Here is a 21,943-nt window from a genome sequence, read left to right on the forward strand (position 1 = left end):
ATTTTTTAGCAAGTCCGGTCTGAAACCGAACAGAACTTTTAATACTAAACTTATCAAAGAACTCTTTGGCATAGTGGCAGAAGCCGCTTAGCCGATATGTTGAATTTTTAACGGACTATTAATCCATAAATTCCTCATATAAAGCCACAGCACCATAATGCCACAGTTTAGAATTTTCTTTTTCCAAAACCTTATAAGTATTGGAATGATAAAACTTTTGTATGCTTCTATTATTGAACCTCCATGTTCTTTCACATACATCTGTGCTAAAAGGCTTACTTTAGAAGGTAACAATAAATAAAGGTTTTTATCTGTAATTTCTCTGTTCATTTTAAACCTCCTTCGCTTCTAAAAAGATTAAATAAGATAACGCATCTTCCGTATAAAACAGCAACTGATCCACCAAAAGATAAGTCTTTAACTCCTGAATTAATTCCTGCTTATTAAGCAGGCCTCCCTCATATAAAGCAAAGGCTGCATAAACACGGTCATTTGCAACAGGACCATATACCACATCATAGTTATGATGAAAATTTCTGTTCGTGCGATTCGCCATTACAAAATCCAACCATTCTTCTGTAGGCTCCGTAAAACGTAATGTTTTCAACTTTTCCATAGAAGATAAATCAAACTCATAGACATTGACAAAACCTTTATTACCTTTTCCTCCGATTTTACGCTTCACCCACAATTCAGCCTGTTCTTCAGAAGTAGTGGTATAGAACCCAATACCATAATCCAATGTACGATTAGCAAGCCGTATTTGTGGCCTTTCTACTATATCTAAACTTCCGTGATAAAGCTTCATTCTTCCTCCTTTCGTTTCGTAATGTAATCCTCTATTTCTTCCATTAGCCATTGTCTACCCTGAGTATGCAGTACCTCAAAGTTATCTGACAGATATGACAATACATTATATTTTTCAAATAAGTTCATCGTATCTTCACCGGATAAACCTTGTTTCACTTTATATTGTTCGATACAGAACGAAAGGAAATAGGCTATATCTAATTCTTTTTTATCCATAATAAAAGTCCTGTATTCAAGATTCATTTAATTAACTCCTATGAATACAAAGATAATATTTTCTTTTCATCACATGCCTATCAATATCATTTCTTAAAAAACATATTATTCTTCCGACAAGCTAAACTCCTTATTAGAGAATAATTCCGCCAAACCTGATATTTGTTTCAAACGCAATATCTCATCTCTGTCCATACCGATATTACGTTGTATCCAGGCATCCGACATGCCGCATTTGGAGAGCTCGGAGACGATATGACTCATTAATTCAATATTGTGGGTACCACGTGCCCTGTTATGACGGATGGTCGAAGCCATTCTGTTGGAGAGGTCTTTTTCGATGACAGTGACGGGGAGCAAGCCGCGTTCACGCTCATAGATACGTTTTGATGTCTTCATCACCATGTAACGATGATAGCCGTCAACCAGTTCATAGATGTCTTCCTCCGGAATATAGTAGCATACACACGGGGAAGTAAACCCATCTTCCCAGATAGAGACTTCCAGCAATTTCATTTCCGGGGGCGCTACGACATTAGGGTTATAGCTGTTGGCTACCACCTTTTCCACAGGGACAGCCCTTACTTTGTACACAGGACTAGTATATTCCTCCATATAATTCAGAGTTATAAAGTTTTAATATGTCTTCCTTTTGTTTCCTCTCGTGAATATTCAGTGAGAAGCCCATATATTTACAATAGTAGTCATTCTTCAAGATGCAGATACAGACACGCTTATAGGTTGGGAGTTCGCGGAATTCCGGAATATCGATATCATCCAGATATTCCATCCGAACCGGTTTCTTTACCGTCTTGTAATTTGTACGGCCTTCAACCCGTATCGGAATTCCTGCCTGTATCAGCTTCTCGATGGTGTTTTCTGCCAGGCAACCGCCTTTCTCACGCCAGAATTTTATGCTGACGGAGAGTTTCTGCAAATATCCTTCCCGCGTCTTCTCCGGCAAGGTTCCCAATAGAAATTCCATATAAGACTTCCAGGTCATTCCCTGCGGCAATTTGACCGACTGCCATCCCAGCGCGGAAGTGCCGCCGTACAACCCGGCAAAACCGACTCCGTTGACACGCCCGATCATTTTCCCCCACATATCCGGGTCTATTGCCCGATATAATTTCAGGCTGGCTATGGCCTGGGAAATAAAAGGGCTTGCCACTCTCTGCATTTCCAACGGGACTCCTGCCTGATAAAACAAATCGTACAAGTGATTGTAATCCCAACCGAACCTGCCGTTGGCAATCCATATATCTTTTGTTTTCCAATCGAATATAGGATAAGCGTTATATATACGTGGTGCCAGCTGGTGAACCCATTTCAGCCGGCGGTAAGTCTGCACTTTATTCTTTATATGGATAGCCCGCCATCTGTTGAAACTTTCCTGTGTCCGTATCCCTATCAGGCAACAGGTGCGTCCGGCATCCTTTTTTTCATGCAACCATTCCGCAAACTTTAACTGGAACTGGTAATCCCACATATTCTCATCATAAAACGAGAAGTCCTCCACACAAAGCGAGTTTTCAGGCATCTTATTCACCCATAAATCCTGCAACTCCCTGTCCCACGGACGCCAGTAATTCTGGAACATCGAAGTACATGTAGGAACCTTAAAAGGGACGCACACCCGGTAGACCTCCAGGATATCGGAATTGGAAGACAATACGCGGTCTACATAGGAAGTGGTTTCCCGGTACTGCACCTCATAGTCCATGTGAAAGACTCCCAGCTTCCGTTTCAGGCGGTGTTCGCGTATGTAGTCAATACATAAATTCAGCAAAACACCACTGTCTTTACCTCCGGAAAAGGATACGTATACGTTATCGAAGTCGGAAAATATCTTATCCAACCGAACTTGTACTGCTTCGTACACATTGAGCTTCTCTCTCATCATCACATCTATACTCCATTTTATTATATAGTTTCCATTCTTGAGTTACGAAAAAATGAGCTGAAGCAAAGAGCTCTTTATGCCGGGTATGGGCAACGGCCCGGACAACCGAAATATTTTTGAAATGTTCCAAAACAGCATCGATCAGGGATGCCAATACCGCGTTGTCCTCTCCTTTCACATAATAGTTATTAATAACGACACAGGTACTTTTGATTTCAACGGGTATAAACCCTATCACCGTGTCTCTTTCCATAGCGACAAACCATAAATAATGTTTTGATGTTTTGAAAGGATAATTATTATTCTGCCGCAAAACGCTGCAACTCATAACTAGTGGAGCAACTAATTCATATAGCCTCGGGGCGATTCCGGATAACACTTCTATATTCATATTCCAAAGAGACTAAGATTATACAAATCCTTCGAAACACAAAAATAAACAAAATACTATACCAAAGGGTATTAACAGCTAATATTTTAACTTAAAATAAAGAGTTCACCCTTTAATTTTCAGGAGCAGCAGAAAACACAATACGATATCCCGCCCATATCACATATCACAAAAACTTTTTACTTTCAGACAACAAGAGCGAAGTCCCCATTGTTATTCAATAAGAAAAACGAAAAATCATGAGAAAAGCATTGAATATTATTATCCCTATCCTGGTTTGTTTCCTTGTAGGGCTTTCCGCCAGCTATTTCCAGGCTGACGCAATAAAGAATTGGTATCCAACCCTTATCAAACCGGCGGTAACTCCTCCGAATATTGTTTTCCCGATTGCGTGGAGTATTATTTATGTATGCATGGGGTTATCCATCGGACTGCTAATCAACTCGACCATAGAGCGAAGAAGGTTCTTTATCAAAGCATTTATCTTCCAGTTGTTTTTCAATTTCACCTGGAGCATCAGTTTCTTTTATATCCAGAACCCGCTTATCGGATTTATCAATATCCTGTTGCTCGACATCTTCGTTATCAATTATACATTGAAGAGTTATCAAGTAAACAAAGCTAGTTCAATACTTTTCATACCATACATAATATGGTTGTTGTTTGCAACCTATTTGAATGGGTATATATTGATGTATAACTAATCCAGATTATAAAGCTTCAGTTTATTATAAAGCGTTTTCCGGTCGATACCCAATAGTTGGGCGGCACGCGTCTTGTTGTTATTGGATTCCTGGAGGGCGCGTTTGATAAGTTCGCATTCATGAGTTTCGTCTTTCAGGTGGATACGGGTATCTTTTTCCGGGGCTTCCGTCAGCTCTTCGGGGAGTTCACGACGGGTAATGTACCGGCCGGTAGCCAGCAGGGTGGCATATTTGATGACATTCTTCATCTGACGCAGGTTACCCGGCCATGAATAAGACTGGAATATACGAATTGTCTCATTGTCGAAACCGATGATATCTTTCTGAAGCTCGGCATTAGCCTGATCAAGGAAATTATTCGCAAAAAGCAACAAGTCTTCTTTTCGTTCCTTTAAATCCGGGATACGGACAGTAAACTCATTGATACGATGATAAAGATCCTCACGGAAATCACCTTTATCGATGGCTGTCCGCAGATTCTCATTTGTGGCAGAGATCAGTCGGACATTGATAGCAATCTCTTCATTTGTACCGATCGGCTTCACTTTACGTTCCTGCAAAGCACGAAGAAGTTGTACCTGCACTTCGTAGGTCAGGTTACCAATCTCATCCAGAAAGATCGTTCCTCCGTGAGCAGCCACAAAAGCACCGGTCTTATTATCTATCGCCCCAGTAAACGAACCTTTCACATGACCGAAAAACTCAGAAGCAGCCAAGTCCTTTGGGATCGCCCCACAGTCAACTGCAATAAACGGAGCCTTACTGCGATTACTCTGCTCATGGATACGGCGGGCTATATATTCCTTCCCCGTCCCACTCGCCCCGGTAATCAGTACCGACATATCCGTCGGAGCAACCAAGCGGACGTGGTCGAACAACTGACGGGCGGCAGGACTCTGCCCTTCAATGTAAGTACTGGCTTCCGACGGCTTAGATACCGGATGTTCGGAAGGAGCCGTCTTGACCAATTCACGTATTTTCCCTAGTAACTCTTCCGGGTTCAAAGGCTTGGCTATATAATCAGATGCACCCAGTTTTATTGCCTGTACAGCTGTCTGTATTTCCGCATAACTCGTCATCATGACCAACGGTAAAGAGGCATATTTCTCTTTGACCCATTTCAATAAGTCGATCCCGTCACCATCCGGCAAACGCAAGTCCGACAATATCAGATCGTAAGGAACACTTTCAATCTGACGTTTTGCATCTGAAACAGAACTCAGTGCTTTCACTTCGAAACCTTTTTTACCCAACCAGGTAGTAAGCATCAAAGAGAAAGTTATATCATCTTCTACTATAAGAATTGACGGCATATACTTTATTAGATTAAAACCTCTGACAAAGATATATATTTTAACGGAAAATCAGGAAAAAATCCAGGTAGCTTTACGCCAGGCTCCTTCGAACGGCCCCTGTTTATGATTCTTTAACCACCAATGGCAGAACCCCAGCTGAAGGATAAACAACAGGATGCCGACTCCAAAACTAGCCGTAACTCCCAGATACTTATAGAGTCCTAAGCCATAGCCGAAATAAATAAATGTACCTACAATAGACTGTGTCAGGTAATTAGTCAAACTCATTTTTCCATAAGGCACTAAACCGCCCAGTATCTTATAGCCGGAAACCTGCTGCCAAAAGAAAACAAAACCGGCCACCAACACACACATAAATGCGAAATTACGGAAAGACGAAATAATCGTATTCATCGGAGCAAGCATACTTTTATTCGTCAGCAGATCAGGTAAAGCCGCCGTCAGATAATATAACGGAATAAAACAAACCACCCCCACCAACAACGTGCGAAGCCAGAACCGGCGGTTTTCTGCCAGATTCGCGAAATACCGGCAACGTCCTAACAACATACCCAGTAAAAACAAAGAAGCAGTCTGGAAGAAACGTCCATGCCCCCATCCCCATAACAGGCTGAAAAGTTGTCCGTCCCAAAGGTTCGACTTCACCATCGCCAAAAAATCCGGCTGACTTAAATAAGGATACATATTTTTATGATGCACCAACCATTGTCCCGGAGCAGCAACATACTCCGGATTATTTAAAGCATAGAAGAACTTTCCCCACTCCAGCGGTTGAAGCATCAGGATTACAGCCGTGATGAGCACAGCCTTATCACTCCACCTGCAAACCAGAATCAGTACGACCCCGACAATTGCATAAAGCACCAGAATATCCCCCGGAAAGAAAGCCCCGTTGAAACAACCAATCAGGAAAAGCAGGAACAACCGCCACAGAAAACGCAACCGGAAATCTTTCCCCTTCTTTGCCTGATTATTATGCTGGGTAAAAAAACTGAATCCGAACAACAGCGAGAAAATCGCATAAGCCTTTCCGGCAAAAAGGAAAAACAACGTATCCCATACATTCTTATCCAGACTTCTGACAAAAGCAGAAACCGTTTCCGGAAATTCGTAGAAATTAAAATGTTCGATATTATGCAAAAACATAATCGCCATAACGGCAAAACCTCTTAGGGCGTCGACAACTTCAATGCGTGCCGACTTGAGTGGCATTTCGTGCTTCATGGTATAACTATTGGTCTTTTTTAATAATGGGCACAAAGGTAGGCAAACAAACGAAACGAAACAAAAAAAGCATCCCCAACAGATGCCTTTTTTGTTTCGCAGACTTAAATAGAATACTCAGAAATAATCTTTCTTTGTTTTAAACGGTTTAAATGTAGAAACGTCCACTTACGATTCTGTAAATATGAAAGCGAATACCGTGCCAGAATCTGCAAAAGGTCTTCGTATGTATCATAAACTCTTACTACTTAACAGAAAAGGAAGATAAAATGTTTTAGACAACGGAGAGATAAAGACAAAAAAACGGGGAAAACAGATACCCAACTGAGGAAAAATTCCACAAAGATATTCCACAGAATTATTCCACTACCGTTTACTTCGAAACGGCCATTGCCTGTTTGATGATTTTTTTCACTTCTGCGATTACTTCCGAAAGCAGCGATTTCCATTCCTCCACAGGTAAAGTGGTAGCATTCTTTTCGATAACTCTCAATTTCTCTACCAATGAGGTAGCACCAAGCATGGTAAACAACGGCACCATCTTATGAGATATCTTTGCAGATTGTTCCCGGTCGTCATTCTGCAATGTACCTTCGAGTAAGGCATTGCTTTTGGTTGTCTCTTCCACAAATGTTTTCAGGATGGATGCGGAGGCTTCCTTGTCCTCACCAGCAAAGGCTGTCAGCGAATCAAAGTTGAAATCAGAGGTAACAACCAGTTCTGTTGACAAGAGTTTATTTAACAGGGTAATCAACTGCCGGGCCGTAAAAGGCTTATTCAAAAATCCTGTGAAACCGGATTTCAGATAATGGTCATGCTCGTTCTCCACGCTGGCGGAAAGGGCTATAACCGGAAGATTCTCTGTTCCCGGAATACCGGAATTACGTATGCTTTCCAGTAATTGATAACCATCCATTCCCGGCATCTGTATATCCGTAATGACAGCATCGAAAGAGGTCTTCTGCAACAAAGTAACAACAGAGAAGGGGTCAGTGCAGCTACTCACCTCCACATGGTTCTGTCGCAAATATTCTTCCGTAAGAGCGAGTTGTAGCGGATCGTCATCAACCAGGAGACAGTATACATCGCGACCAACAAAAGAAGGTAGCTCCGGTTCAGACACGGCTTCCTCTTCCGCAGCAGGAAGCACCTGCACATCGGCTACTGTAAGCGGCAGCTCTATTGTGAAATCACAACCTTGCCCCACGACACTCTTTAAAGAGAGGTTTCCTCCCATCAAAACCGTCATCTTCCGGGTTATGGATAGGCCCAGTCCAAACCCTTCCGCCTTTTCTGTTGCTGAAAGACGGGTAAATTCACCGAATATACGTTCCTGTTCTTCCGGCGGAATACCCGGACCGGAATCGCTCACCAACACATTCAGCAGTGCACTGTTGTCTGCCAGAGCATTGATAGACACCACCATGACAACCCGTCCTTCACGGGTAAATTTAAGGGCATTCGACAATAAATTCCCCACTATCTGACGGATACGAATCGGATCACCGATATATAACTTTTCCGTTCCTTCTTCTTTCAGATTCAAGACAAAAGTCAGATCTTTCGATTCGGCTATCGGTCTGAAACTGGTAAATATCTCATTGAATAGAGCCGATACACTGAAAGCCACCCGCTGTATCTCCATTTTTCCGGATTCAAGACGGTGGAAATCCAACAAGTCATTGACCAAAGACAAGATATGGCTGGCCGAACCGGACATATTATCCAGGTAATATTGTTGCCTTTCATCCGGATGCCTCCGCAGCAAAAGGTCTATATACCCGATGATCGACGAAAGCGGAGCCCTTATATCATGACTGATTGTCAGCATCATTTTCTCACGGCTATGCAACAGGTCTTCGGCATATTGTTTCGCCTTTTCCAGCTGCATTCTGTAATATTTACTTTTCGAAATATCACGAGTGATCATGAAGATAAAAATAATCACGATAATAACAGAAACAATAGCAATGCCGGCAATCAGCAAGGAAGTCTCACGCAGAATCTTCTGTTTGTTCTGCATACGTTCCAGCGAAGCATTCACTTCCTCCTCCTCGATATCGCGCAAAATCTGGTTAATCTTACGGGTAACTATACTATTATTATAACGCAGATTGGCAGCACGTTCCAGCAACTGATCAGCCAGCAATTTACGCTGCCCTGCAACACTGTCCTGCAAGTTTTTCAACACACTGGCGATGGTATCCGCCGGATTGAATACATTCACCAAAGTGTCTGTCACTATCTGGCGGGTCGTATTGACAATGATGCTCGTGTCTTCACGGCTGGGTGAGAAAGCATCTGCCAAACGGCGGAAAAAGCCACGGGGTTTCTTTTGAGAAAGGATCGTATCCTGCTTGACTACAACATGTTCTTTTATTTCCTTCTGTTCGATAAACGTATCTTGTTCGGCAATCACCTTTTCGATATTAATCGTATAAAGATGCTCCGTATTCGTTTCTTTCCAGGTTTCAAGCAGACGGCGGGTATTCAGTCGTTTCTGCCTCAAAAGCATATCGATCGTATCGATCTTTAACAACTGAACGGAGTCGGTTATCAGGACACGCAGGGAGTCCATATTGCTGTGAGCCTTATTCAACGTTCGGTTAAAATGATTCACATTATTCTGTGGCATACCGACCAATTGCCCTAACGCCTCGCTTTCATAAAGCAAAGACAATGTATTGGTTACGAGATAAACTTTCTGACGGGCTTTACTGTCCGGTTCTTCCTCACCGGCAACCTGCTCGATGATTTGGTAGATATATACGACAGAACATACTGCTATTGCAACCAACAACAGATAACCTAAAATAACCTTGAGAGTGATGTGTCCACTTTGTTCTGCCATAAAACAAAGGTAGAAGTTTCTATCAAAATATCAATCTTTGTCGTAAACAATTCCCCATTTGTCCAACATCTCGAAGTCGGCATTCTTCAATCCGACTTTCCAGAAAGGAACCGGTTCGTCATGATCGCCGAGATACATGCGGTCGCGCACCGTAAAAGCCGGATTGGAAACGGCCAGGGTAGAATCGGAAACTGCCGTATGTATTCCTGCCAGGTCCAATACGGTATGGAACACACTATTCGTGCTGATCGGGAGAGTCTGATGAGTCATTGCCGTCTGGTATTTCTCCGGATAAGTAGCCCGGTAAGCCTCCGAAAACCAGATAATATAAGGTATATGTAACTGATAATAAGTCGGGATTGGAGACGCATGCAAATAACGGGCACGGGCATCGTCAAAAATATCTTCCCCGTGATCGCTCAGATAAAGCATCGACACGCAAGCGTCCGTTTTTTTCATCATATCCACAATCTCACCTAGTACATAATCGGTATAATGTATCGAATTATCATAAGAATTACGTAGTTGCTTCTTATAAGAGGCACGAATTCCTTCCGCTTTATCCGGGGTATAAAATGCAAAATCTTTCGGATAACGTTCATGATAGTTGAAATGCGAACCATAAGTATGAATCACAAAAAACAAATTACCATCCGTCTTATCCACTTCTTTCTGCAAATAAGGGAGCAATTCACCGTCATGCAAAGAAGTCAGATAAGCAGACTTCGGTTTAAACTGGCTCATATCTATAAATGTATCCGCTTCCCGGTAAAACGAACCGATCATCGACGTGCTCAGATTCTGGTTCGCAATTACAACCGTATGAAAACCGGCTTCCTTAAAGGCAGTCACAATACTTTTCTCATCATAAATCACCCCATAATCTTCAGCACTGGCGGCAGACAAAATGATAGGCACACTCTTATGAGTATTATTGGATTGGGTAACCACATCGGTAAAATGAACCAACCCATCCAGTTTCTCCATCCGAGGAGTCGTTTTACGTTCATAGCCATACAAACTCCATTCCATCGCACGAGACGTCTCTCCCACCACCAACACATAAATTTCACGTTTTCCCTTCGTCTGCACGTTCTTTGTCGCATGGAAGGTAAAATCGGATGATGTAATATGATAATTACTATTTTTTTCCGCTTTATTGATAGCAAAATAAAGGTTGTAAAGCGCATTTCCCGGATAGAAATCATTTTTCAGCGAAACCATATGGCCTTGTATCGGAGCCAACATGCAAAGAATGATCCCCAGTATAAACACACCCAGACTTCTTACCGCCCATTTTTTTCGGAAAGAGTTTGTCAGCTTCTTTTTCATCCGGACAGACCAGACAGCCAGCAGCAGAGTTGGCAATGTATAAAAGAAGAAGACACCTATAATGACAAGAAATATATTTCCAAGTAATTCGCTGGCTTCAGATGCGGTCGAACTGGTCAGGTTCAGAAACATATCTACCGCAATCACCGATTCGCCAAAAAGATAAAGCAGCACAAGCTGCCCCCCGTCCAATATAACTTTCGGTAACAGGCACCAAACAACGATACCCGGTTTGCGTGCCAACAAAAGCAGGCCGACCCAAAAGGCATAAGGCAATATCAAAGATGCGATTCCAACTGTGACAGGCAAAGGTTCCGTAAAGAACAACACACAATTAGGAACAATAAACAGCAACGCAAACAAGAACAACAAATGTTCCTGGGAAGTGAACCAATTCCTCAACTTTATAAAATAACTCATCGATATACCGTATATTCCTGAAAAACAACTACTCTTTTATCTTCTTCCGGCTTTCATTTCCGGGCGAACTGCAAAAGTAGTTGTTATTCAGCATATACTTATACAAACCACATACAAAAAAAGTTATTTCACACAATTCCGACCGTCTTTTCCTATTGAACAGTTACTTCATCCAAGAAAAACCAAGCTGGATAGCCTACCCCATAATGCCAGGAAGGACAGGTCTTGATTCCTTCAATCTCGACCTTTATGTAACGAGTTGTCACGGGAGAAGGGGCTTCACACTTCACACCCACGAATTTAACCTGTACGGAACGATCTTCCGCCAAACTCTTTTCACCAAACGGTTGATAGGTTTTATTATCTGACGACGTGGAATAGATCACTTTCTTCGGAAGCAATATCCAGGCACCCAACTGATGAAGGAAATCGCTTTCTATCGAGCTGACCGGTGTCTCTTTACCCAGATCAAGGACAAACGAACCGTCAATGCCCTCCCATCCGATCCAACTTTCCACAAAAGTAGTTCCACCGAACAGTTCATCAGTCAGGGCGGTTTCTCCCAAGGTTTTATATTTACCGGACGGCTCTTGAAGCCAGATCACTTTCGCACCTTTTGCCAAGTTCTTTGCTTTACCAGGCAGATAACGTTCGGTATATAATTTGCAATATTCAGCCGGAGGATTATTCCGTTCGTTCAGGGTCGGTATATTAAATTCGCGCGTACGTTCTTCAAATAAAGCCAGGTTAGCTTTGACTTCTTCCAAATCGTGATTTCCTTTGGCGCGTGCTATTTCAAGTCCGGCATATTGTAACGGCAAACGGGACAACTGCACACGTTTCAACAGGATGGGATCGCCGGCTACTGCCTGTTCCGCCTGATCGAACAACTCATTATAGCGCTTGCGGCAATTCGCATTCAACATACCGTCTTTATGCGTAACCGGTGAATCGTATATCCAAAGACGCTGTTTGCTGGCAAGCAAACCACCCTCCAACAACTTCTCATACTGATAAATATAAGGAGAGGCAGCCCCATAATAGCCATCCATGAAAGCACGCATCAGCGAATCGGCATTCTGGTAAGGATTCCACATCAACTTACTAACCATGTAAGCACGCATCTCCGGGAAATCACCTCCTTTGGAACCTCCTATCTGGGAGAAATGCATGGTTGCATGATGTTCTTTAAACAATTGGATATTCTTTTGCAGGATCGGGAAATTGGGGAACGGAGATACAAAATTATCAAAATTAATCCCGTAATCCCACACGAATATATTATTACTAATAGCAGCCCAGCCTTTCATTGCTTTCATAAAATCCTGCCCGGAAACATTGTCGGTCAAAGGAACTTCACGGTCGCAATCGATATCGCACAGCATGATATTCACATTCGGCAATGGCTTCACATGCTTAGGCGGATGCATCGTATACAGATAAGCCAGCGTGGAAAACTCTTTGTCCGGGAAGCGGGCAGCCAACTTGTTCAGAAAATGAATCAGACTGCCGGAAGGACCTCCCTCCTGTTCATCCAATGCTTTACAGTCCGGACAACTGCAGTTAGTAAAATTACCATCGTTTTGGCTGACGGAAATCATATTCTTCCCTGGGTTCGCCTTAAATATGGAATCAATCTTCTGCGATGCCAGTTCAAATACTTCCGGATTAGTCAGACACCATTGGCTGGCTTTTCCGGGACGGCGTTCACCATTAATAAAGGAATAATATTCCGGATGAGACTTTCCATATATATCGGAGGGCATGATACGGTCGAATGTATGTACCCACATGCCGCCGGCAAATACTTCCGAAGGTTCTTCGAAGCGGAACCATAATTTATAAACCGGGTCTTCACGCAAAGCGTAACACTGGCTTTGGCGGTAACGGAAAGCCGGATTCTCCGCCCTGTCCAATTCCGGAATAACGACAGTAGAACGTTCTGTTAACGTATAGGCGTTTGCTCCATAATAAGCAACTCCCAGATAATCTTCCAACAAAGTTACTACACCATAGATATTTCCTTTATCACCACCACTGCTGATAAAAACAATGCCATTATCAGTCTTCAGACGAAAACCGTCTTCGGTCAGTCCGGATACATCGTTCCCACCTATGACGATATCTCCTTTCCGGGGCGATTTATCATTCACTACGGGCAAGGAGGCGCCGCTTATCCGTTTCACAAAATCCTGTAATAAAAGGGCCGCCTGATTATCCACCGCTTCCCCTTTTTCCACCAAGATACGGGAAACAGGCTTGCTGTCCCTCACCACAGTAATCTGTGCATTCAAACAATTCATTCCCAACAACAGGAATAAGGCACATAGATTTAGGTTTCTCATATATTTCAAGTTTAGAATTATCGTGTAAGTATAAGTATCGACAAACGAACTATTCCCGTTTGTTATAATTTCCGGATAATAGCTATAAATTCCTCATTCGTTATGTCCGGTTCCGGTTCTTTATAATTGACAAAATCTTCAAAATAATCACTGGCGATATCCGCCACAATCTCTTTTCCGTCCAAACCATAAGAAGAAACCAGCTCTTCCACTTTATTTTTCACCTGCCGAATCACCTGCAAACGGTCTTCGTAGCGTTCCGGCTTTTCCTGGTCCGTCACATGCTCATTGCGAATTATCAGATATACCACCGTGTAAAATTTATCTACACTTCCGAACACGGGGATAAACAATGCTTTCTCATCTTCCGGCAGAGCAGCCAGATATTCCTGTATTTTTGTCATAAGATTTCGTTTTAATTGATAGAATTTATGACAAAGATAAAAAATATTATCACAAGCCGCCTCCATTGTATCATGGAAACTGTTAACTTTACGGCATTAGAATAAAGATGTCTTACAAAACAAGATTTAAAACTCAACGATTATGCTTAAAAGAGAAAAAAGTATTGAATTGCTAAACAAAGCAGTAGCCGATGAAATGACAGCTGTTAACCAGTACATGTATTTCCATTTCCGTTTGGACGATATGGGATACGACCTTCTGTCCAGCCTTTTCAAACGTACGGCTATAACAGAAATGATGCATGTAGAACGCCTCGCCGAACGCATCTTGTTCCTGAAAGGTGAAGTGGAAATGAAATGTTCCGGTCCGGTAGAAAAGATCCACGATGTTAAAGCTATGCTTGAAAAAGCAGCAGAAATGGAAACCGGTAGCGTGGACGACTACAACGCATGGGCCAACGAATGTGCACAACACGCAGACTCAGCCACAAAGAAAGTATTCGAAGGTCTGGTGGTAGAAGAAGAAGGTCATCTGGACCAGTTCGAAACAGAAATCGAGAATCTGGAAAAGTTCGGAGACAATTATCTGGCATTGCAATCTATCGAACGCAGTAAAGTGATCTCTTCCGGCGGCACTCCTGCTGAATAAAAAGAAAACAAAGAAAGAATTAACGAGGGCGTTGCAAAAGTATCACTGTGGCAACGTCCTCTTTTTATATCAAAGCACTGATAAAACAATAAACAAAATACCCGCAAAGAGCCATCTTTACGACAACACTTAACAAGAATCCGATAAAAGCTCCTATCCCGGCTTTAAAAGCTTCCATTGATTTCTTTCCTCCCAACAATTCGCCGATCACCGCTCCGGCAAACGGACCGAATAAAATTCCCCAGGGCGGGAACAGGAATATTCCGGCTACGGTTCCGATGACACATCCCCAATTTCCCCATTTACTGCCTCCACCGTATTTAGTGCCCAACACTGGTGTCAGATAGTCCAGCAACTGTACGACAATAACCAACACACCCCATATCACCAGTTGGGTTACAGTAAACTGTATTCTATTTGTAAAATGAAGCAGTATCAACCCCAGATACGACAACGGTGGTCCGGGAAGGACCGGCAGAAAACAACCGGCAAACCCAACCAACAGACAAATCGCTCCTATTATGATTAATAATATATCCATCTGTTTCCATTAAAATTGTTCCAGAATCTGAATACGCTTTTCAATCGGCGGATGCGTCGCAAACAAACCGCTCATTCCGCTCAAAGCACTCTCAGCTTGTTTTCCGGGATGCTGGATAAACAACTGGGCGACATCATCACGCTTCACCGCCTCGATGTCCGGATCAGCCGATATCTTCCTCAACGCACTTGCCAAGGCTAGCGGATTCTTCGTCATCTCTGCCGAACCGGCATCCGCTAGATATTCCCTTTTACGCGAAATAGCAAACCGCATCAAAATGGAAAAGAAATAACCAATCGCAGCCACCAGCAAAACGAGTACGATCAGCAAAGCGGCCCCATTCTTATCGTTTTTTCTTCCGGAAAAAGAAGAATAATAGGCCGTACGCATAGCTATCTGTGCAACCATAGCAAAAATACCGACAAAGACGATCGATATAATAAGCAACCGCACATCATGGTTACGGATATGCGACAACTCATGGGCTATTACCGCTTCCAGTTCCTGATCGTCCAGCTTATTGATGATTCCTCTGGAAAGCGTTACTGTATAAGTCCGTTCATTGATCCCGCTGGCGAAAGCATTCAGGGAATTATCATTGATCACATTAATCCGGGGCATTTTCATTCCCTGGCTCATACAAAGATTTTCCACCAGATTGTACACCCGCTTATTTTCCTGACGACTCAATGGTATGGAACCGGTTGCCGAATTGATAATACTGGTGTTAGCAAAGTAAGCGATCAGGAACCAGACCAATACACCTCCCAGCACATACGGGGCGATCTGAACAAAAACACCCATCGCTAACTGAGTAAGGGTAACTTCGCCCTGCACTTGGTTACTTGCAGCCGAAAACATCACATACAGATAACAAAAAAGCAGCACCAGCACACAAACCAACAACGGAAAAAGACAGAGCAAAAGCAGGGAGCGAAAATTATTCCGGATCTTCTGCGTTTGTATCCCAACGTATTGCATACTTAAAACTCAATTTTAGGAGCTTCTTCAAGCGTTGCACGCTGCGTACCCAAATCAAACATGATCTCTTTATGGAACCCGAACATGCCGGCAATCAGGTTGGAAGGGAATGTCTCTACCGCATTATTCAATTCTTTAGTAGCCGAATTGAAATAACGTCTGACAGCTGAGAGTTTATTTTCCAGGTCGGCAATCTCTTCCTGCAACTGAAGGAAATTTTGGTTCGCTTTCAGATCCGGATAAGCTTCCAGCGTAATCTTCAATCCGGCCAAGGCTGAACTCAATGCATTTTCCGCTTTAATCTTTTCGTCAATCGTACGGGCGCCCATCGCACCGTTACGAGCATTGATAACCCGTTCAAGCGTATCCTTTTCATGGGCGGCATATCCTTTTACCGTCGAAACCAGCTGGGGAATCAAATCGTGCCGCTGTTTCAGCTGTACATCGATATCCGCAAACGCATTTTCCCGGTTATTCCGCAGTTTCACCAACGAATTATACAACGAGATTATCCACAAGGCCAAAAGGACCAGAACTACAATAGAAACAATTAGTACCATAGTTTTATTTTATATAAGTTAGAATCCGCTCAAAGATATAAAAAGAATTTTGTTGGGATAATTATTCCTCTGATATTTGTGATACAATTGAAAATAAAAACACCGATGGCAGGTTCCCCCGTTTAAACTCAATCCTGCTTATATTTGTTGTTTACCAACATCAATAAACAGATCGAGTTATGAATATGAATAACGTATCAGTAAAAGTGAAACGCCGGAAATCGCAGGTTACGGGCAAACAAACCCCGCTATGTATCCAGCTGATCTGCCGTCGAAAAATGAAACGTATACCATTAGACAATAAGGTATACGAAGAAGAGTGGGATTCAGTGCGGGAAATGGTACAGATACCGCCCGGAACAGACAGGCAACGAACCGAATACCTGTTGCAGGTATCGGAAACAGTCTGCGAAACCTGCCGTATGATCCGGCAAATAATCGAAGAACAGCCGTCAAACAAAGACTTTTCCGTTGACGACATCGTTAAACTGTATAAAGAAAGGTCCGCAAGCATGTACCTGTCCGCCTATATCAAAAACTGGCGGATATTCTCCTGGCGCAGGGAAAAGAGGCCACTTCCCGCCATTACCAAAGCCTGGGGAACAGTTTCCTCTCGTTTATCGGAAAGAATATCCGGATAGACGAAATCAATGAGAAACTGATCAGGCTATATGAAGAACATTTGAAAGCCAAAAAGCTGATGGATAACACCATTTCGTTTTATATGCGCAATTTCCGGGCAATCATGAACAAAGCAGCGGCCGGCGGACTGATAAAAGAGTGCACACACTTCTTCAAAAACGTGAATACCCGAATTGAAAAAACACCCAAGCGGGCCATAGAAGAGAAAATGATCAGAAAGATAAAGAATTTAAGCGATGCCACATTGAAAAAACCGGGCCTGATCTTCTCCCGTGACCTGCTGATGTTCGCCTATTATACCAGCGGCATGGCTTTCGTCGATATTGCCCATCTCACATGCGACAATATAAAAGGGAACCACCTGGTTTATAAGCGTCGTAAGACAGGACAAGAACTACAGATCAGGATACTCCCGGAAATACAGGAACTGATCGACCGCTATCACTCCGATTCCCCTTTTCTATTTCCCGTACTGCGAACGCCTGATCCTTCGTATAAGGAATATGAAAATGCACTCCGGTTGCAAAACCTGCGGTTGAAAAAAATCGGCAAGCTGGTAGATGCTGAACTATCGACCTATGTACCCCGCCATACCTGGGCCACTACGGCAAAAAGCAAAGGTGTATCCGAAGAGATGATTTCGGAAAGCATGGGGCACACTTCTGTAAAAACAACCCGCATTTACATAGCGACATTTGATAATCCCCAACTCGATCAAATCAATAAATATGTAGTTTCGGGAAAGAAAAACAAGGGAAGTCTTAGAACCATAAATTCCGTCTCTTACTAAGAGACAGAAAAGACAATTTATAGTCTGTTAAAACGTTGCAAACGTAATAACATTTATTTGATAAAACAAATGTTTTGAGATAAAAATAAAATATAAAGAGTTTAATATTCAGTCCTTTTCTGAATATTGATACATATTTTAAGGAAAGAGCCACCTAGTACATATCCCTTCCCACAGGTCTATTATGTCAATTAATTATTAATATTTCCGCCTTCTACATTCTGTTTATCAGATGTTTAACAATTGTTTGACAATACTGCCCAATTCAGACAGTTTTACAAATGCTTCTACTTTCAGCACGTATTCATTAGTAATCCTATTGAAAAATAATATTTTCAAAGTACTTCAGCACAAATCTCATTTCTGAGTATTTATCCGCCTATTTCTTACAACTACGGAAAATTTGTTTGACAATTTGTTTTACATTTCTCTTTACAGAGGTATTTGTCATATTCATCTTCCATTAAAAATCAGACCAACTCAATTACCCTGTATTCCACATTCTGTCTCTTAGTAAGAGACGGAATAGATATAAGACACTAAATGTATTAATATGTATAAGGGTAAAATTAGGAAGCGCCACCTCCTATTCATTCTATTAATTTGCCAATCTGTTAACCTTCACGGGCAACAAACAGCAATTAAAACGAACGTATTGTTCTGGGGTACCACTACGCCGAATGCCGGTGTGGAAGTTGGTATCTCCAGACAGTTCACGGTAGAAGTATGGGGTGCCTACAATGCCTGGAAATTCCCCAACGACATGAAACTGAATCTATACCTTATCCAACCCGAAGCACGCTACTGGTTCTGCCGTAAGTTTGAAGGACATTTCGTAGGAGTACACGGACACTACGGACATTTCAATATCGGACAAATTCCCTTTATATCCAGTCTGAAAGACTATGTATTGCGAGGCGACCTCTACGGGGGAGGCCTCACCTACGGATATCACTGGGCGATCGGCAACCGCTGGGGCCTGGAAGCGATGATAGGAGGCGGATACGCCTATATGAAATACGATAAGTACCGATGTGCCGACTGCGGCGAGAAGGTCGGCTCCTTCACGAGGAGCTATATCGGACCGACACGAATCGGATTCTCTGTTATCTATTTTCTGAAATAAGTCTTTTTGAAGCATGTTATATATATGAAACACATCCCGTTATTACATAATTTAATATTAATACTGTTAGTGGTTCTGTTTTGTTTCCATTCTAATGGAAAAGTTACGGCGCAAGGCATACGCATCGTTCCCGGCAAACTGTACGTAAAAAAAGACAGCTTGCATGTGAACCTGACAATGTATCTGGACGGAATTTCCGTCGGCAGCGGAACAGCCCTTTTCTTTACCCCTGTCATGTCGGGGAGGAAGAAACAAAGTCTTTCCCTGCCCGCCGTTATTATCAGTGGTAAACGCCGGGCGCGCAACGACCGCCGGGAAGCATACCTCTCCCCCTTTTCGCCGGACAGAAATGAACCACAACCTTTCCGGCTGATAGTAGCAGGAAGAAATTCGAACGCTCCAATCAATTACCAAATAGCAGTGCTCTATGCCTCCTGGATGCAACAAGCCTCACTCCTGCTCCGGCAGGAATATAAGGAATGCTGCGGAAAGGAGCTGCTGGCACTCGATACGCTGAAACGAAGTCTGTTGATATCTTCGGTTCCCCCGGCTGTTCGGGAATACGAATTCCAAGCCAAACCTCAATCCCGGCCAGTTCAGGGGGAACCTATTCAAAGAACACCGGGCGGAAACACCACCGCCTATACATATAATACTATACCTGCGACAGGGAAACCCGCCGCCCCCGTCGTTTTAAGCATCGCCGATGTAGACCAGTACGCAACTATGGTCTCTTTCCTGCCGTCGGAAGGCAGCATGGACAACAAACACCGCACAGAAGGCGCTGTCCTCTACTTCGACTATCCGCTGGGGAAAGACGATATATATCCCGATTACAAAAACAACCGGGAAGAGATCAGTAAGGTAGACCAGATACTGGCTCCCCTTACCGATAACCGTTTCTCAACGCTCAGCCGGTTGCGCATCCGGGGATATTCCTCCCCCGACGGACCTTATGGCGATAACGAACAGCTTGCCAAAGCGCGTTCGGGGCTTTTTGCCCGCTACCTACGCGATGCCTACAACATTCCCCGCAGCAGCATCGAAGTATCGTCGGAAGCTGAAGACTGGGAAGGCCTGATCGACCTGCTACAGGAATACCGTCCGCCTTACACCGATGCCGCTCTCGACATTATCCGCCGTTACGGCATCTTCAACGGACGCGAAAAACAACTGATGGGCCTGCAGGGAGGTGCCCCCTACAAGGATATGCTGTACCGTTTCTTCCCGAAACTGCGCCGTATCGAAGTAGTAGTGCAATATGATGTCAGGAAAGTGAACGGTGCGGAAGCCTCCGAACTGATCTATACGCATCCCGACCTGCTCAGCCTCGACGAAATGTATGCCGTGGCCTGTTACTACCGTCCCGGAAGCGACCAGTACCGCGAAGTGTACGAAGTGGCCGCCTACCATTTCCCGAACGATGTGGTAGCCAACGTCAACGCCGCCTCTGCCGTGATGCTGACGGGCGACCTGATCTCGGCCTGGAATTACCTACGGAAGGCAGAAGCCGACCCGCGTGCCTGGAACAACATAGGTGTGCTCAACCTCCTGGAAGGTAACCCCGAAGGTGCCGCCATCTGGTTTCGCAAAGCCGTCGGGATAGAACCCCGCAAAGCCAGAGCAAACTTGCAACAGGCTGAAAGGATGATAAAAGAATGAACAAACAACGGATAATATATATAGTCTGCGGAGTGATGGCAGCCATGCTGACTGCCTGCTCTTTCGGCGACGAACCGTCGGTCTGTCCGTACAACGTCCGGATGGAATACTGGTACGCCGGAAGCAGTGCCGAGAACGCACTGCCCACCTACGTAGACAATATCCGTCAATACCTGTTCGATGAAGACGGTAACCTGTTGGCTGGCACCACCCTGCGCGGCGACAGCGTCACCGGATGGAACGCCGACCTGAAAGACGGCACCTACACCCTCGTTGTCTGGGGCAACCTGGGCGAAGAAGGGAAAGAAGCAACTACGGTAACAACTAAAAGCGATTATAATATGAACGAAATGACACTGAGCGCCATCACTTCCGGAGTACCTCCCGGATACCGCGGCAACACGGCACGGCTCTATTACGGCACATCCTCCTTCACCCTGAAAGACGGGATTACGGAACGTCAGCGCGTCTACCTGTCGCATGCCCACGCCGCCCTCAACATCACCGTACAGTGGCGTACCGCAGAAAAACCTCCGCTCGACGGTACCTGGCGGATGCGCCTGAAAGGCATCCCCGCCCTTTACGACTTTACCGGAGGAACAGAACAGACCGTCCCCTCGGGCAATGGCAGTTATACGATTCCCCGGAGCGGAAAAACAATAACCTATCACGAAACACGGGCCGCCATGAACTACGACTACGAAGTGACCGGCGAATTCGTCACCTATCGTTATACGGCCGGCACTCACGAGCTGTGGAGCCTTTGGCGCGATGGCGAACAAGTCATCGGCGATCTCGATCTCCACCTCTTTTTCTCCAAACTCCCGATGGATATGGACCGGAACATGGAGCAGGAATTCGACCTGCTGATCACCGTATATGAAAATGAAATTATAGTGACACAATCGACTGCCTCCGATTGGGCGGAAGGCGGTTCTATCGGATAATCATATAAAATAGTTCCTATGTTTAAAATCGGAAAAGACGGATAGCACGAGATAGCACTACAAAAGCTATACCATTTTAGTTAACTTTGTATTGTATCAAATTCATTATTAACTAATAACGATATAGCT

Annotated in this window: 21 protein-coding genes; 7 read left to right on the forward strand and 14 right to left on the reverse strand. The window is 43.8% G+C overall.

Annotation, left to right across the window (positions count from 1 at the left end; genetic code table 11):
- Positions 1–331: 331 nt before the first annotated feature.
- The 5 genes from NBH15_RS26960 to NBH15_RS26980 form a co-directional block, all read right to left on the reverse strand.
- Complete coding sequence (locus NBH15_RS26960; protein WP_233567491.1) at positions 332–859, reverse strand: DUF3990 domain-containing protein; 528 nt, start codon at positions 857–859, stop codon at positions 332–334.
- Positions 805–1,026 (reverse strand): DUF3791 domain-containing protein, encoded by a 222-nt coding sequence (locus NBH15_RS26965; protein ID WP_046150375.1) that lies wholly within the window; start codon positions 1,024–1,026, stop codon positions 805–807. Before NBH15_RS26965 ends, NBH15_RS26960 begins: the two co-directional genes overlap by 55 nt.
- A 105-nt stretch (positions 1,027–1,131) precedes the next feature.
- Positions 1,132–1,641, reverse strand: coding sequence for an IbrB-like domain-containing protein (locus NBH15_RS26970; protein ID WP_007659314.1), 510 nt, complete (start codon positions 1,639–1,641; stop codon positions 1,132–1,134).
- On the reverse strand, positions 1,625–2,929 hold the full coding sequence (locus NBH15_RS26975) for a DUF3440 domain-containing protein (protein ID WP_128135289.1): 1,305 nt from the start codon (positions 2,927–2,929) through the stop codon (positions 1,625–1,627). Before NBH15_RS26975 ends, NBH15_RS26970 begins: the two co-directional genes overlap by 17 nt.
- Positions 2,877–3,182, reverse strand: coding sequence for a hypothetical protein (locus NBH15_RS26980; protein WP_232430092.1), 306 nt, complete (start codon positions 3,180–3,182; stop codon positions 2,877–2,879). Before NBH15_RS26980 ends, NBH15_RS26975 begins: the two co-directional genes overlap by 53 nt.
- A 377-nt stretch (positions 3,183–3,559) precedes the next feature.
- Between NBH15_RS26980 and NBH15_RS26985 the strand changes: the two genes are divergently transcribed.
- Complete coding sequence (locus tag NBH15_RS26985; protein ID WP_128135288.1) at positions 3,560–4,024, forward strand: TspO/MBR family protein; 465 nt, start codon at positions 3,560–3,562, stop codon at positions 4,022–4,024.
- Here the strand turns inward: NBH15_RS26985 and NBH15_RS26990 are convergent.
- The 6 genes from NBH15_RS26990 to NBH15_RS27015 all read right to left on the reverse strand — a co-directional run bounded on the left by NBH15_RS26990 (position 4,021) and on the right by NBH15_RS27015 (position 13,916).
- Positions 4,021–5,337: a sigma-54-dependent transcriptional regulator gene (locus NBH15_RS26990; protein ID WP_128135287.1), complete on the reverse strand. Its 1,317-nt coding sequence runs from the start codon at positions 5,335–5,337 to the stop codon at positions 4,021–4,023. The genes NBH15_RS26985 and NBH15_RS26990 overlap by 4 nt on opposite strands.
- Positions 5,338–5,388: 51 nt before the next feature.
- On the reverse strand, positions 5,389–6,564 hold the full coding sequence (locus NBH15_RS26995) for a DUF418 domain-containing protein (RefSeq protein WP_128135286.1): 1,176 nt from the start codon (positions 6,562–6,564) through the stop codon (positions 5,389–5,391).
- A 373-nt stretch (positions 6,565–6,937) separates the two neighbouring features.
- Positions 6,938–9,415 carry an ATP-binding response regulator gene (locus tag NBH15_RS27000; RefSeq protein ID WP_244051092.1) on the reverse strand — a complete coding sequence of 826 codons (2,478 nt, stop codon included), beginning with the start codon at positions 9,413–9,415 and terminating at the stop codon, positions 6,938–6,940.
- A gap of 30 nt (positions 9,416–9,445) precedes the next feature.
- Positions 9,446–11,167, reverse strand: coding sequence for a phosphoethanolamine transferase family protein (locus NBH15_RS27005; RefSeq protein ID WP_128135285.1), 1,722 nt, complete (start codon positions 11,165–11,167; stop codon positions 9,446–9,448).
- Between the two features lie 152 nt (positions 11,168–11,319).
- Entirely contained in the window at positions 11,320–13,512 is a 2,193-nt protein-coding gene (locus tag NBH15_RS27010; protein WP_128135284.1) for a glycoside hydrolase family 20 protein, read from the reverse strand.
- A 62-nt stretch (positions 13,513–13,574) separates the two neighbouring features.
- Positions 13,575–13,916, reverse strand: a complete 342-nt coding sequence (locus tag NBH15_RS27015) for a hypothetical protein (RefSeq protein WP_128135283.1) — start codon at positions 13,914–13,916, stop codon at positions 13,575–13,577.
- A 142-nt stretch (positions 13,917–14,058) separates the two neighbouring features.
- On the opposite strand from NBH15_RS27015, the gene NBH15_RS27020 reads away from it, so the two are divergent.
- On the forward strand, positions 14,059–14,565 hold the full coding sequence (locus tag NBH15_RS27020) for a bacterioferritin (RefSeq protein ID WP_128135282.1): 507 nt from the start codon (positions 14,059–14,061) through the stop codon (positions 14,563–14,565).
- Positions 14,566–14,629: 64 nt separating this feature from the next.
- Here the strand turns inward: NBH15_RS27020 and NBH15_RS27025 are convergent, their stop codons facing one another.
- The 3 genes from NBH15_RS27025 to NBH15_RS27035 are packed head-to-tail and all read right to left on the reverse strand — an operon-like array spanning position 14,630 to position 16,647.
- On the reverse strand, positions 14,630–15,106 hold the full coding sequence (locus tag NBH15_RS27025) for a DUF456 domain-containing protein (protein ID WP_128135281.1): 477 nt from the start codon (positions 15,104–15,106) through the stop codon (positions 14,630–14,632).
- A 9-nt stretch (positions 15,107–15,115) separates the two neighbouring features.
- Positions 15,116–16,087 (reverse strand): M48 family metallopeptidase, encoded by a 972-nt coding sequence (locus NBH15_RS27030; protein ID WP_128135280.1) that lies wholly within the window; start codon positions 16,085–16,087, stop codon positions 15,116–15,118.
- Positions 16,088–16,089: 2 nt separating this feature from the next.
- A complete protein-coding gene (locus NBH15_RS27035) occupies positions 16,090–16,647 on the reverse strand; it encodes a LemA family protein (RefSeq protein ID WP_244051093.1) in 558 nt (185 codons plus the stop codon).
- Between the two features lie 179 nt (positions 16,648–16,826).
- On the opposite strand from NBH15_RS27035, the gene NBH15_RS27040 reads away from it, so the two are divergent.
- From NBH15_RS27040 to NBH15_RS27060, 5 genes are all read left to right on the forward strand, one after another.
- Positions 16,827–17,288, forward strand: coding sequence for a hypothetical protein (locus NBH15_RS27040; protein WP_128135279.1), 462 nt, complete (start codon positions 16,827–16,829; stop codon positions 17,286–17,288).
- The gene (locus NBH15_RS27045; RefSeq protein ID WP_350472306.1) at positions 17,201–18,079 is read left to right on the forward strand and encodes a tyrosine-type recombinase/integrase; all 879 of its coding nucleotides are present in this window, start codon (positions 17,201–17,203) and stop codon (positions 18,077–18,079) included. Before NBH15_RS27040 ends, NBH15_RS27045 begins: the two co-directional genes overlap by 88 nt.
- 553 nt (positions 18,080–18,632) lie before the next feature.
- The gene (locus NBH15_RS27050; RefSeq protein ID WP_128135277.1) at positions 18,633–19,205 is read left to right on the forward strand and encodes a DUF3575 domain-containing protein; all 573 of its coding nucleotides are present in this window, start codon (positions 18,633–18,635) and stop codon (positions 19,203–19,205) included.
- A 24-nt stretch (positions 19,206–19,229) separates the two neighbouring features.
- Complete coding sequence (locus NBH15_RS27055) at positions 19,230–20,867, forward strand: DUF3868 domain-containing protein (RefSeq protein WP_128135276.1); 1,638 nt, start codon at positions 19,230–19,232, stop codon at positions 20,865–20,867.
- Positions 20,864–21,814 (forward strand): FimB/Mfa2 family fimbrial subunit, encoded by a 951-nt coding sequence (locus NBH15_RS27060; RefSeq protein ID WP_128135275.1) that lies wholly within the window; start codon positions 20,864–20,866, stop codon positions 21,812–21,814. The genes NBH15_RS27055 and NBH15_RS27060 overlap by 4 nt, the downstream gene beginning before the upstream one ends.
- Positions 21,815–21,943 lie beyond the last annotated feature (129 nt).

This window comes from Parabacteroides caeci (assembly GCF_023656795.1).
In the GTDB taxonomy this organism is placed as follows: Bacteria; Bacteroidota; Bacteroidia; order Bacteroidales; family Tannerellaceae; genus Parabacteroides; species Parabacteroides segnis.

What these genes read in the sequence shown, in the direction of transcription:
- NBH15_RS26990 (WP_128135287.1), bottom strand. Translation starts at nt 5,337, where the DNA reads ATGCCGTCAATTCTTATAGTAGAAGATGATATAACTTTCTCTTTGATG.
- NBH15_RS26965 (WP_046150375.1), bottom strand. Translation starts at nt 1,026, where the DNA reads ATGGATAAAAAAGAATTAGATATAGCCTATTTCCTTTCGTTCTGTATC.
- NBH15_RS26970 (WP_007659314.1), bottom strand. Translation starts at nt 1,641, where the DNA reads ATGGAGGAATATACTAGTCCTGTGTACAAAGTAAGGGCTGTCCCTGTG.
- NBH15_RS27055 (WP_128135276.1), top strand. Translation starts at nt 19,230, where the DNA reads ATGAAACACATCCCGTTATTACATAATTTAATATTAATACTGTTAGTG.
- NBH15_RS26985 (WP_128135288.1), top strand. Translation starts at nt 3,560, where the DNA reads ATGAGAAAAGCATTGAATATTATTATCCCTATCCTGGTTTGTTTCCTT.
- NBH15_RS26980 (WP_232430092.1), bottom strand. Translation starts at nt 3,182, where the DNA reads ATGGAAAGAGACACGGTGATAGGGTTTATACCCGTTGAAATCAAAAGT.
- NBH15_RS26975 (WP_128135289.1), bottom strand. Translation starts at nt 2,929, where the DNA reads ATGATGAGAGAGAAGCTCAATGTGTACGAAGCAGTACAAGTTCGGTTG.
- NBH15_RS27030 (WP_128135280.1), bottom strand. Translation starts at nt 16,087, where the DNA reads ATGCAATACGTTGGGATACAAACGCAGAAGATCCGGAATAATTTTCGC.
- NBH15_RS27035 (WP_244051093.1), bottom strand. Translation starts at nt 16,647, where the DNA reads ATGGTACTAATTGTTTCTATTGTAGTTCTGGTCCTTTTGGCCTTGTGG.
- NBH15_RS26995 (WP_128135286.1), bottom strand. Translation starts at nt 6,564, where the DNA reads ATGAAGCACGAAATGCCACTCAAGTCGGCACGCATTGAAGTTGTCGAC.
- NBH15_RS27005 (WP_128135285.1), bottom strand. Translation starts at nt 11,167, where the DNA reads ATGAGTTATTTTATAAAGTTGAGGAATTGGTTCACTTCCCAGGAACAT.
- NBH15_RS27000 (WP_244051092.1), bottom strand. Translation starts at nt 9,415, where the DNA reads ATGGCAGAACAAAGTGGACACATCACTCTCAAGGTTATTTTAGGTTAT.
- NBH15_RS27040 (WP_128135279.1), top strand. Translation starts at nt 16,827, where the DNA reads ATGAATATGAATAACGTATCAGTAAAAGTGAAACGCCGGAAATCGCAG.
- NBH15_RS27025 (WP_128135281.1), bottom strand. Translation starts at nt 15,106, where the DNA reads ATGGATATATTATTAATCATAATAGGAGCGATTTGTCTGTTGGTTGGG.
- NBH15_RS27050 (WP_128135277.1), top strand. Translation starts at nt 18,633, where the DNA reads ATGTATAAGGGTAAAATTAGGAAGCGCCACCTCCTATTCATTCTATTA.
- NBH15_RS27020 (WP_128135282.1), top strand. Translation starts at nt 14,059, where the DNA reads ATGCTTAAAAGAGAAAAAAGTATTGAATTGCTAAACAAAGCAGTAGCC.
- NBH15_RS26960 (WP_233567491.1), bottom strand. Translation starts at nt 859, where the DNA reads ATGGCTAATGGAAGAAATAGAGGATTACATTACGAAACGAAAGGAGGA.
- NBH15_RS27060 (WP_128135275.1), top strand. Translation starts at nt 20,864, where the DNA reads ATGAACAAACAACGGATAATATATATAGTCTGCGGAGTGATGGCAGCC.
- NBH15_RS27015 (WP_128135283.1), bottom strand. Translation starts at nt 13,916, where the DNA reads ATGACAAAAATACAGGAATATCTGGCTGCTCTGCCGGAAGATGAGAAA.
- NBH15_RS27010 (WP_128135284.1), bottom strand. Translation starts at nt 13,512, where the DNA reads ATGAGAAACCTAAATCTATGTGCCTTATTCCTGTTGTTGGGAATGAAT.